General features: G+C 61.4%; 6 protein-coding genes and 2 pseudogenes. 2 read left to right on the top strand and 6 right to left on the bottom strand.

What is annotated here, in order from left to right; all coding sequences use genetic code 11:
* Positions 1-9 precede the first annotated feature (9 nt).
* The 3 genes and pseudogenes from M6G65_RS04870 to M6G65_RS04860 form a co-directional block, all read right to left on the bottom strand.
* Positions 10-1,638 carry a GumC domain-containing protein gene (locus M6G65_RS04870; protein ID WP_238200051.1) on the bottom strand — a complete coding sequence of 543 codons (1,629 nt, stop codon included), beginning with the start codon at positions 1,636-1,638 and terminating at the stop codon, positions 10-12.
* A gap of 134 nt (positions 1,639-1,772) precedes the next feature.
* Positions 1,773-3,174 (bottom strand): annotated as a pseudogene (locus M6G65_RS04865) (mannose-1-phosphate guanylyltransferase/mannose-6-phosphate isomerase).
* 91 nt (positions 3,175-3,265) lie between these two features.
* Positions 3,266-4,420, bottom strand: coding sequence for a glycosyltransferase (locus tag M6G65_RS04860; protein WP_250103634.1), 1,155 nt, complete (start codon positions 4,418-4,420; stop codon positions 3,266-3,268).
* 924 nt (positions 4,421-5,344) lie between these two features.
* On the opposite strand from M6G65_RS04860, the gene M6G65_RS04855 reads away from it, so the two are divergent.
* Positions 5,345-6,424 carry a glycosyltransferase family 4 protein gene (locus M6G65_RS04855; RefSeq protein ID WP_250103633.1) on the top strand — a complete coding sequence of 360 codons (1,080 nt, stop codon included), beginning with the start codon at positions 5,345-5,347 and terminating at the stop codon, positions 6,422-6,424.
* A 165-nt stretch (positions 6,425-6,589) separates the two neighbouring features.
* Positions 6,590-7,903, top strand: coding sequence for a UDP-glucose dehydrogenase family protein (locus tag M6G65_RS04850; RefSeq protein WP_250103632.1), 1,314 nt, complete (start codon positions 6,590-6,592; stop codon positions 7,901-7,903).
* A 248-nt stretch (positions 7,904-8,151) separates the two neighbouring features.
* On the opposite strand, the pseudogene M6G65_RS04845 reads toward M6G65_RS04850, so the two are convergent.
* From M6G65_RS04845 to M6G65_RS04835, 3 genes and pseudogenes are all read right to left on the bottom strand, one after another.
* A pseudogene (locus M6G65_RS04845) lies at positions 8,152-8,366 on the bottom strand (transposase); the annotation flags it as partial.
* A gap of 461 nt (positions 8,367-8,827) precedes the next feature.
* The gene (locus M6G65_RS04840; protein ID WP_238200341.1) at positions 8,828-9,061 is read right to left on the bottom strand and encodes a hypothetical protein; all 234 of its coding nucleotides are present in this window, start codon (positions 9,059-9,061) and stop codon (positions 8,828-8,830) included.
* Between the two features lie 525 nt (positions 9,062-9,586).
* Positions 9,587-10,366 (bottom strand): sugar transferase, encoded by a 780-nt coding sequence (locus M6G65_RS04835; RefSeq protein WP_379011081.1) that lies wholly within the window; start codon positions 10,364-10,366, stop codon positions 9,587-9,589.
* Between the last annotated feature and the right edge of the window lie 1,370 nt (positions 10,367-11,736).

Genomic DNA, 11,736 nt, shown 5'->3' with positions numbered 1-11,736 from the left:
TTCATCCGCCTAACGCTCCGAGGTTAACATGATGTGGATGTCCGCCTTTGAGTTGCTTTTGAGAATATTTCGCTTCATTTCTGCCAATTCCGGGATAGTTGTTACGCCCAATTCGCAAATGATAAATACATGATCTATAACGCCCGTCATGGCGCGATATTCAGCTCCCAAACCCGAACATCCTAGATCTATCACAATTGGTACAGCTCGATTCATCTGTTTAATAATCATTGCCGGAGTATTGAGCGCTGTACTTGCGGTATCGCGAACTTCTCTGATGTAGGCACCAGAGATATATCCGCCCCCACCCATCAGCCAAATTGGCTCAAAACTCTTAGTTTCAATCGCGTCTGCTGGCGCTGCTTCAAATTGAATATTTCTCACGCCTTCGGACTCAGCTGTAAAAAGCCCTCGCATGTTTTCGAACAAATCGACCAATACTAAGTTTTTGTTAAATCTTCTTATTATATCGAAAAAGCTTTCGACTATAACTGCCCCATGCCTTTTTTTGCCGCATGATATAAATCCAACAGACCACTTTTCTTTGCTGGTGATCGCTAGTTCTATCTCGGTGATGGTCGATCTAAGATCCGGATGGAGAATATTTTCAGCTGCCTGCTCACCTGAGTGTTTGTTGGGCATGCTCAAAGCATTGAGGCGGTCGATGCGCTTTTTCTTGCGCAATCCGCATGTGATTACATTCAATTTCAGCACTTCCTCAACTTGGGCCGGAGATCTTATTTTTCTATCGAGGCTTCCATATATAACAACGAATAGCACGCCTATAAAGGTACTAAAGGCAAAAGTAGCGGCGAATATCAATCCACTTTTAGGCCAAGCCCGTCCAAGTGGCTCAGAGGCCGCTCCAATGATACGGGCGTCAGCATCTGGCATGAAATTATCAGGGACGCGTCCATCAGATAGGGCTTGGTCCGCTGCCTTTAATTGATTGTTCAACGAGATAATGCGCCCCTGCAGGTATTCCGCGCCGTTTTGCGCCGCAGCCAACTTATAAGAAATTTGTTGGCTCAAAAATGCTGATAGAACAGCATTTGCAAGTCTGCGCGCCTCGTTTGGGCTGGAGGATGTATAGGAAACTTCGATAACGTATGATTGTCCGACACGTCTAGCCCCAACCCGGGACATGAAGTTTTGAAAAGCACCGGCGATTTCTCTGCGTCTTTGATCCGCATCTTGCTTGATCAATCCGCTCGAATGTAACCTGAATAGACCTTCTATTGTCTCCCTAACATTAAACCCTTTGGGGTGAAGCTCGCCGACCGTTTCCAAATTCAGGGCTTGAAAAACTTTTGCCAATAGGCGCTCTGATCTAACAACTTGAAGCTGGCTTTCGGCCTGCGCATTGTCCAATGTTATTTGAGAAGCAATGCTAGGTGCGTCGGACGAAATTGTTGTGCTTCGTCTTGGATCGAGCAAAAGTGTGCCAGTGGCGGTGTAAACCGGCGCTGTAGCGTTTATATAGAACGCCGCCAAAATTAGGCAAAACAAAATCCAGCCACTTAGAACGTATTTCGACCTCGATAAAAGTTTTACGAATCTCTCAATTGAAGCCCCCACTCCGTTTGTTATTGCTCGAGAATGAGGCTCGCTGTATGTGGATGCATCCGTGTTTGCCATGAAACTTCCGTCGATCATGGATGTTTTGCCTTCAATTTTTTTAGCGAGGTGCCTAAAGAAAAAGTCAATCTCTTTGATCGATTCCGGTTGATGTCGCGCATGGCAAAAGCAATTTCACTTTCGTGGCAGTTTCTTTAGCGTCCGTAGATATCCTCGACGCGGATGATGTCGTCCTCGCCGGTATAGGAGCCGACCTGCACCTCGATCAGCTCCAGCGGGATCTTCCCCGGATTGGCCAGCCGGTGCATCGACCCGATCGGCAGGTAGACCGCCTCGTTCTCGTGGACCAGAACCACCCGCTCGTCGATCGTCACCTCGGCGGTGCCGCGCACCACCACCCAGTGCTCCGCCCGGTGGTAGTGCTTCTGCAACGACAGGCGGCCGCCCGGCACCACCTGGATCCGCTTCACCTGGAACCGCTCGCCGATGTCGATCCGCTGGTACCAGCCCCACGGCCGGTACATCCGCAGATGCGCATCCGCCTCCGGCTCACCTTTCGCCCGCAGCGCGGTCACCAGCTCCTTCACCTGCCCCGAGCGCGCCTTCGAGGTCACCAGCACCGCGTCGGGCGTGGACACCACCACCACGTCCTCCAGGCCCACCACGGCGGTCACGCCCTCACCCTGGCTGTGGACTAGACTGTTCTTCGTCTCGATCAGCGACACCCGGCCCCGCACCGCATTGCCCGCCTCATCGTGGTCCAGGACCTGCCAGACCGCGTCCCAGGTGCCGACATCCGACCAGGGGAACGACACCGGCAGCACGCCGGCCTGGGCGGTCCGCTCCATCACCGCGTAGTCGATCGAGATCTTGGGGGCCTGGGCGAAGGCCGCCGCATCGAGGCGCACGAAGTCGAGGTCGGTGACCGCGGCCTCCAGGGCCGCGCGCGCGGCCGCGAGCACGTCCGGCACGAACGCCTCCAGCTCGGCCAGCATCAGGTCGGCGCGGAAGAGGAAGTAGCCGGAGTTCCACAGCGCGCCCTCCGCGATCAGCGCCTCGGCGCCGGCCCGGTCGGGCTTCTCGGACGAAGCGGGCGACGCGGGCGGCGCCCGGCGCCTCGGCGATCGGCTCGCCGCGGCGGATGTAGCCGTAATCGGTGGCGGGGCGGTCCGGCTCGATGCCCAGTGTCATGGTGTAGCCCGCCCGCGCGCCGGCGGACGCGCGCACCACGGCGTCCACGAAGGCGGCGGTGTCGGGCACGACGTGGTCGGCGGCCATGATCAGCACGACCGCCTGCGGGTCGGTGGCCGCCGCGTGCAGCGCTGCCACCGCCACCGCGGCGGCCGAGTCGCGCCCCTGCGGCTCGAGCAGGATGTCGGCGGCAAGGCCGAGCTGGTCGCGCTGCTCGGCGACGATGAACCGGGCCTCGGCCGAGGCGATCACGGTCGCCTTCGCGAACACGGCCCCGTCCGACACCCGTGCCAGCGTCGCCTGGAACGTCGAGCGCTCCGCGTCCACCAGCCGGGCGAACTGCTTCGGCATGCTCTCCCGCGAGGCCGGCCACAGCCGCGTCCCCGTCCCGCCGCACAGGATCATCGGGTGGATGGACGCCAGACCTTCATACATGCATTCAATCCCTTTAGGACGCGGCATACTTTCGAAACCGGATGTACCAGCCGGCGGTAATTCACCGGACCAGATCGTTGGGCATATGCGCGTTACTAGTCTCACGCTGGGCATGGTTGGAAGCCGCCCTGCCCTTCAGAACCTTACCGATGAATTGGCTGATCTCCTCTGAGAAGCGGTCGATGCCGAACTCCGCCGCGCGGCGCACGAGCCGATCCGGATCCGGCATCAACGCTTCGCACCGGCCGACAGCGTCGATCAGCGCCTCGACAGACTGTTCGTGGAAGAAGCTGCCCGTGACACCGTCAATGACTGTCTCAGTGACACCGCCTTTGCCATAAGCCACGACTGGTCGCCCGCTCGCCATAGCCTCCAAGGGAACGATGCCGAAATCTTCCTCTCCCGGAAAGATCAAGGCGCGACACCGGGCATAATGATGCTTCAGAACATTGAAGGGCTGCGGACCTAGCATCGTCACGTGAGGGCCGGCCATGCCGCGCAGCTCCCGGAGCATCTCGCCGCCGCCGATCACAACGAGCGGCTTGCGCATTTGATTGAACGCCTCGATTGCCAATTCCGGCCGCTTATAGCGTACGAGTTCTCCGACCATCAGGTGATAATCGCCGATCTCCTCGCCGGAGACCCTCTCGAAAGCCTTCGTGTCGACTGGGGGGTGAATGACTGCCGCCGGACGATGATAATACGTCTCAATCCGTCGAGCGACTGTGGCCGAATTGGCGACAAATTCGTGGACGCGACCTGCCGAAATTGCGTCCCAGTTCCTGACATAGTGGGCTAGGGCCGGCATGAGCATGCGCGTGAGTGGACCCGTCCGGTCGCGGTAGTCATGATACATATTCCAGATGTATCGCATCGGAGAGTGGCAGTAACAGATATGGACCGCGTCGGACGGCGGGACAATTCCCTTCGCGGGACCAGATTCGCTACTTATGATGAGGTCGTACCCGCGCAAGTCGAGCTGTTCTAATGCCATCGGCATAAAGGGCAAGTAAGATTTATACTTTGTGGTAGCGCGAGGCAGCTTGCTAATGAAAGATGTTTGAACTCGGTGAGCGTTAATGATTGGCGATATGGCGTCCGGGGCGTATGCATGTGTAAAGATATCGGCCTCCGGGTAGAGGTTGCAGAGCGCTTCGGCGACCTTTTCCCCACCTCGCATTCCGACAAGCCAATAGTGTATAATCGCAACCTTCATAAAACGCGTTCCTTCGAGTGAACCGCTTCCCGCAGTGCCGCTTGCGCGCTCTCAACGCGCACCGGATGAACCAATGGTGAGTAATTAATCCCGTTCTGAAATTCGACTCCTGGCCTGCTTGGCAGATCGGACTTCTGCCAAGACGTTTGGTCGGCCACGGACAGGCGGCCTCACAGGCAGCTATAGACCATGGTTGGAGGTTTCCCACTGCTCTAAACTGCGGGCAGCGTTCCCGATAGGACGAAATGCGATTTATTCGCTGGCCAAGGCAGTCGGCGAGCAGAGCGGCGCGCAGCGCCTTTCGGTGTGAGCGGTGCGCACGTAGGCCCCCAGGCCCTCACCCTCGGCATGTCCGTCCTGAACTGGGCTGAACCTGTGGATTTCCTCCAGCACCCTGCAACAGATAAGTTCTGGTAACGCACCCTCGGCCGGCTCGTTGGCATGTTTCCGAGCAGGTGAAACTGGGCTACGGAGGCAGAATGCAGGTCCGGTGGAGAGCGTTGTCGAGCTATGCAGACGTGACAGGGCACGATGGGCCTGTGACGACGGCGTATCAACGTCCCCGACGTGCGCTAAAACATCCCACTGCGAGCCACACATCCGCAGATATCCATTGCCGGCGCACGGCCCAAATTGCCCAGCGAACTCGACTAGCATTGAGCGCGGTCTTGGCGCACGGTCTTGCGTCGCCGTCTTGCGCCGGCGCTGCCTGCGGCGGCCAGCCTGTGCCCCCGGGGGATCGGGTCTGCCGGAGCGAGCACCCGTACCGGGCGACAGGATCCGACGCGGTCAATCCAGGCCGCCATTGCTCCGGCTCTCGTGCCGGCCCCCCCGGCACGCGGCCCTTTGCTGGTCACCTGCGGAAGTCGCACCAGATCGTCCCGACTGACGCCGTCACGGCCCTGAGCAAGACAGATTGCCAGTGTGGCCAGCACAGCGCATTTCATCCGCCCGTGGTACTCTACGTACACGTTTAAAGCCCGCAATCTCAGGAACAACGTGATGGAACCGAGACACGGGTTCGCCATGAACGGGCGCTTTCTTACCCAGGACCTAACCGGCGTTCAGAGGTACGCCTGGAACGTCGCGCGTCATCTCAATGACGCCCTCGACACGCTGAATGCCTCAGCTCCAATCCTCGCGCCCGTCCGCACCACTGACCCACACCTGCCGCGGATGCCCGTCGTCGAACTCGGCCGCATCAGCGGGCACGCTTGGGAGCAGTTCGCCCTGCCCGCGCGATGGCATGGAAATCTCCTCAACCTGTGTAACACCGCTCCAGCTATCAAAGCCAAGCAGGTAGTTTGCATTCACGACGCGAATGTTTTCATTAGACCAGAAAGTTACAGCGTATACTTCCGGGCCTATTACCGGCTTCTTCAATCTGTCATAGTTCGGAGATCAACCCAGATAACTAGCGTCTCGTCTGACTCAGCGGCGCAGATCGCCAAGCATCTCCCGCTAAAAGCTTCTCAGATCATTGTGCTGCCCAATGGCCACGAGCACGCACTCGATTGGGAACCTCAATTCGCCCAGACTGCTCCCTCCATCGTGAGCGGCCGACGCGGTGGTGCGGAGCGCCCGTTCGTCCTAGCCCTTGGCTCACGTGCGCCGCACAAGAACCTGCGGCTCATCATGGATATCGCTCCGAAGCTCGGCCAAGACGGCATCGACGTCATCGTTGTCGGCGGATCCGCCAAAATATACTCCGATGACGCCCTAACGGGTGGCGAGAACGTCCTGTTCACTGGCCGAATTGACGACAACGACCTGGCTTATTTGTTGGAGCGCGCGCTGTGCCTATTATTCCCATCTTGGACGGAAGGGTTTGGGCTCCCAATCGTCGAAGCGATGGCGCGTGGCTGCCCTGTTATTTCCTCAGATCGCGCGAGCATGCCCGAGGTCTGCGGAGACGCAGCTTTAATGGCTGCGCCCGATGACCCAGCGACCTGGGTTAGGCATATCGAAACGCTTCGACGCTCCCAGCATCTGAGGGGGAGCTGATCGCCGCTGGTAGGCAGAGAGTAAATCGGTTTTCATGGAGAACAACAGCACAGGCCTACGCTGACTTGATGTCCGGGTGAGCCCCAGCGCGCCTCCTACACACGAGAGCGAAAAGACATCCAAGCCCCGCGGGACGGCGGGATGTGTAGCGACACTGGAGGTAAAATGAAGGTTGCGATGATTGGGGCCGGCTATGTCGGCTTGGTCTCCGGGGCGTGCCTGGCCGATTTCGGCCACACCGTGGTCTGCATCGACCGGGAGCCCGACAAGATCGCCAGCCTGAACGCCGGCCGCATGCCGATCTACGAGCCGGGCCTCGACGCGCTGGTCGCCGAGAACGTGCGCCAGCGCCGGCTCGCATTCAGCACGTCGATGCGGGAGGCCGTGGCCGACGCCGATGCGGTGTTCATCGCGGTGGGCACGCCCTCGCGCCGCGGCGACGGCTTCGCCGACCTGAGCTTCGTGTTCGACGCCGCCCGCGAGATCGCCGGCGCCTTATCGGGCTTCACCGTGGTGGTGACCAAGTCGACGGTTCCGGTGGGGACGGGCGACGAGGTCGAGCGGATCATCCGGGAGGCCAACCCGGCTGTGGAGGTCTCGGTGGCGTCGAACCCCGAGTTCCTGCGGGAGGGCGCGGCGATCGCCGACTTCAAGCGGCCTGACCGGATCGTGGTCGGCACCCAGGACGCCCGCGCCGAGGCGGTGATGCGCGAGGTCTACCGGCCGCTCTACCTCAACCAGGCGCCGATCCTGGTCACCGACCGGCGCACCGCCGAGCTGACCAAGTACGCCGCCAACGCGTTCCTGGCCGCCAAGATCACCTTCATCAACGAGGTCGCCGACCTGTGCGAGGCGGTCGGGGCCGATGTCCAGCAGGTCGCGCGCGGCATCGGCCTGGACAAGCGCATCGGCCCGAAGTTCCTGCATGCCGGACCGGGCTACGGCGGCTCGTGCTTTCCCAAGGACACGCTGGCGCTGGTCAAGACCGCCCAGGATGCCGGCACGCCGCTGCGGCTGGTCGAGACCGTGGTGGCGGTCAACGACCAGAGGAAGCGCGCCATGGCCCGCAAGGTGATCAAGGCCTGCGGCGGCTCGGTGCGGGGCAAGACGGTGGCGCTGCTCGGGCTGACGTTCAAGCCCGACACCGACGACATGCGCGACGCGCCCTCGCTGGCGATCGTGGCCGGGCTGCAGGATGCCGGGGCGCGGATCGTGGCCTACGATCCGGAAGGCATGGCCCACGCCCGCGCGCTGATGCCGGAGGTGACGTACGCCGAGGATGCGTATGCCTGCGCCGAGGGCGCCGACGCCCTGGTCATCGTCACCGAGTGGAACGCCTTCCGGGCGCTCGATCTCGACCGCCTGCGTCAGACCATGGCGTTCGGCGAGGCCGCCCCCGTCCTGATCGACCTGCGCAACATCTACGATCCCGCGAGCGCCGCACGTCACGGATTCACCTATCGCGGCATCGGACGATGAAGCTATTTATTTAGCTGCGGAACGTCGTTGGGACGTGTCGCACTGGGCGATCAAGGCTTACGCGTGGCGGTACGAGGTGTGCGCCGCCCTGCCACCAGGATGGCCTGCCGATGTTCGCCATCTTTCCCCCGGGTCCACACAACATCGTCTGTCCGAGCTGAGATTGCCCGCTCGCCCGAGAGCTCCGGCGTGTTTGGGCTAGGGTTTGGGATTGCCCGGTTTTTGTGGTTTTCCGCACTTCGCATAGATCAGGCAGCGAGGAGCACGCGGCGGCGGAGTGCGAAGCTGGCGCGACCGTACATAGTACGCTTGAGAATCTTCAGGCGGCTGATCTGTCCCTCGGCACGCGTGTTGCTCCAAGACGTCGCCAGCACCTCCTGCACCGCCGCCCCGGCTTCGCCAGGCCAGCCGCGAAGGTCTCCAACGCGGCGACGCCGCAGTCGCGCATCTCCGAGAGCCACTTCGCGACCGCTTCCGAGAGCGCCCTGGCTGCAGCGAAAACTCGCCAGCAGCAAGCGGCGGTGCATCGCCAAGCTCAGGAACGTTAGTGCCCCGCCGTCAGATTGCGCCTGATGCGGTCGGAGGCCCAGCACCATAGCTGGTCGGGAAGCCAGTAGACGTGCACACCCACCCTGAAGCCGGTCATCAGCAATAGAAAGAGGTAGGCTGCAGCGTTCAGAAATAGGCCTGGCGGCTCGTCAGGCTCAGCTCGATCGTACCAGAGTGGGTCTAATAGCCCGTGCGAATCGTCCTCGTTCAAAGGTAGGCCCCCTCTTCACCGCGTCGCTTGAGCGCGGCGTGAGGTGTTAGCAAATCATTTACCACTCCGCTTGTCACGTCCTGAGACAAGGCTGTCCATCGGCCGACGTGAACCGTGCCGTGACCGCATCGTGAAGGTGGTTGACCAGACGCCGGGACGCGCCATCACCGCTCGCCGCGCATCGGACGGAGAAGCGCCCCAAGTAAAAAGCCGAGCTGGCCACAGATCATCAGGGCCATGGCGCGCCGGACTAAGCCTGAGCCCAGGCCGAGATGGTAGACGTAAATGCCGTAGGCGAATTCGGCCGCGACGATTGGTAGGAGCAGTAGGAGCCACCACACGGAGCCGAACCGCCCTAGACTTATCCCGAGCAGCGCATTCAGCAGCAGCGCCTTCATTATTGTTCTCAGACTTGCCTGGGCCGGTCAGCGTCTTAGACCGCTTTCACGCCAGGCACCATTACGGCCGTGCTAGCAATCGCGCTGCCCGTAATTGGCGGTCATGAACATCCACTCTGGGCGTTAATGAGTTCGCCGTGATCCACCCGTGTGGGAGATGAGTGCTCGAGTCGATGCCACCTTCTTTCGCCCTGCAGGGATCAATGGTCTAATCTGCGATCATAACGAGGCGGACAAAACCCTTAGCCGGCAGGCACCCTCGCCACGGACCTCCATGCGCTGTGCAGGCTCATGGTTGAGGCCGATCTTGGCGTCTTGATTACGAAGGCCGCAGGTAGGACTCCTACCCAGGCACCGATCGTGCCGCGAGGTCGACCTCTGCAGCCAACCGCGGCCATGCAGAGGTTATAAAATAGCCTGTGATTACGCTTTCCGAAGGTCCGAATTAAAAGCGCCAGCGGCGTGCGATTCGCGAGTCGTACCAGAGCGGGTTGTCGTCGTGCATGGCGCTGCCCGGGCGCGCGTCTATCGGCTTCCGCGCTGTGCGAGGACGGCTGGGATGGTGCGGAGCATGATGGCGAGATCCCGGCGCAGGCTCCAGCGGGTGGCGTAGTCGAGATCCAGCGCCACGCGCTCGGCATAGGTCGTGTCGGACCGGCCTGAGACCTGCCACAAGCCGGTCACGCCGGGCGGCACGGCAAAGCAGGTGGCGAATGCGTGATCGTAGCGGGCGATCTCAGCGGCCACGATCGGGCGCGGGCCGACCAAGCTCATCTCGCCGCGCAGCACGTTCCAGAGCTGGGGCAGCTCGTCGAGCGAGGTCTTGCGCAGCACGTGACCGATCGCGGTGATGCGCGGGTCGTCGCTGAGCTTGTGGGTCTCCGCCCACTCGGCTCGGGCCTGCGGGCTGGAAGCCAAGTGCGCGGCGAGCACGGCCTCGCCGTCGGTGACCATGGAACGGAACTTCAGGCAGCCGAAGCGGCGTCCGTCGCGGCCGATGCGCATGTGGCGGAAGATCGGCGCCTTGCCGTCGCCGGCCCAGACGATCGCCGCGATGAGCAGGAGCAACGGCAGGAGCAGGAACAGCGCGGTCACCGCCACGCTGACGTCCAGACCCCGCTTGGCCGCCCAGTCCAGCCGCAGGCCGCGCGCGACGAACGGCGCCTCCGGCAGAACCGCCCCGGCCACGAGCTCAGCCGCTCCGCTGACCTGCCCGACCGCCTGCTCGGCCCTATCGGTCACCTCTGACCTACGCTGCGATGCAGAAAAGCCAGGATGAGCAAGGGCTTCGGCGCGAGTCAGCATGGTCTCAGCTCCTTTGGCGAGGCCAGTGGCGGGTTGGTTAACGATTGGTTGTTGCAGTGCTCCTAGCCCAGAAAATCAGTCTCCGCAAGGCAATATAGCCATCTCGCAGTGCCACAAAACCGACCAATATGCGCTGTATAGTGCTCATATTCCGTGTTTGTGGGCGCGCTGACGCCCCTCGCGCGGCTTCGCGTTAGGTATATGTTACGTAGCCATCCTGGCCGCCTGATCTCACGGTCGAGACCCGACATGGCGGCGAGGCACGATCGCGAGCCCAGCGCCACAGCGCTGAAGGCACACAGGACGCAATCGGCACAATTGGCGTGCGCGAACCGCACCTGATGGTGCGCCGCACTGGCCCATGAACCCCTGAACGGCCAAAACCGTTGCAAAATTTCAGCGGGAGATTTCTTCGTACAGGCATCCCGCGGCTACGACGCGCCATCGCGGTAACTGGAGCGCTAACCGAGCGAGCCGGAAAGAGTGGAGCGGTACGGTATTGGCCGAAGGCGAGCGCCAATGGTCTCACCCCTGTTAGTCCATCTGCGTGAGGGCGTACTCCGTGCCGCCGAGGCGGGCGCGTTCCGATACCAAGTGGTAGAACGTTCGCGGCAAACTGGTTCAGAACGAGCCGCTGGTGCAGGCAGCGCGCCCGAAGGGCCATATCACGCCAGGTCCGGGGCGCCGATCACCACTCGCAATGGATTAAAGCTCACACCGACCTGATCCCCCCATACGAGGCGCAACCCGTCCTCTACCTGCACGGGCTATGGACCGCCCTGGCTGCGCGTGGCATCTGCTTCACCCGAAGCGGGGCATCGCGCCTTTTTAGGCGTTACGGCATCTCGCGAAAATGGGCAGTGCTCAAGCGGCCGAGCAGAAGCGGCCAGACGTGAGAGCCGCGCGAGGCGGGGTTCGGGGGCCGGCTCGACCTCGACCCAGATTGCCTCGTGTTCATCCACGGTACCGCAGCCAACACCGTCTCAGCCCGGCGCTATGGGCCTACTCCGCGGGGCGAGTGCTGCCGGATGAGCGTGCCCCAAGATCATGGGCGGACGCCCCCGCCTGCAAGCAGAATTTCTGAATAGGTGCTGCGCGTGATCGAGTGCTGCCATGTGTCCGGCACCTGATGCGGCGGGTCACATGCTGCGGACTCGCATGAAGGACCAACCAGTAGGGGCCGCGCGCCCTCTCGGCATCAGCCAGCGCGGGTGCCCGGCGGCAAACACTTCCGATGGTGTTCTTTCGCTCACCACCGTCCGAACAGCACGACAATGGCCACACGGTCGAGAACGCGATCCTGCTATCCCCGAAGAATGGATAAGACGATGTGTCTGCGGATTACCCACAGCCGCGCGTTAACAAGGTTA

It is taken from the genome of Methylobacterium tardum (assembly GCF_023546765.1).
In the GTDB taxonomy this organism is placed as follows: domain Bacteria; phylum Pseudomonadota; class Alphaproteobacteria; order Rhizobiales; family Beijerinckiaceae; genus Methylobacterium; species Methylobacterium tardum.
The sequence above is the reverse complement of the archived record's forward strand: the minus strand, read 5'-3'. Positions and strand labels throughout refer to the sequence as shown.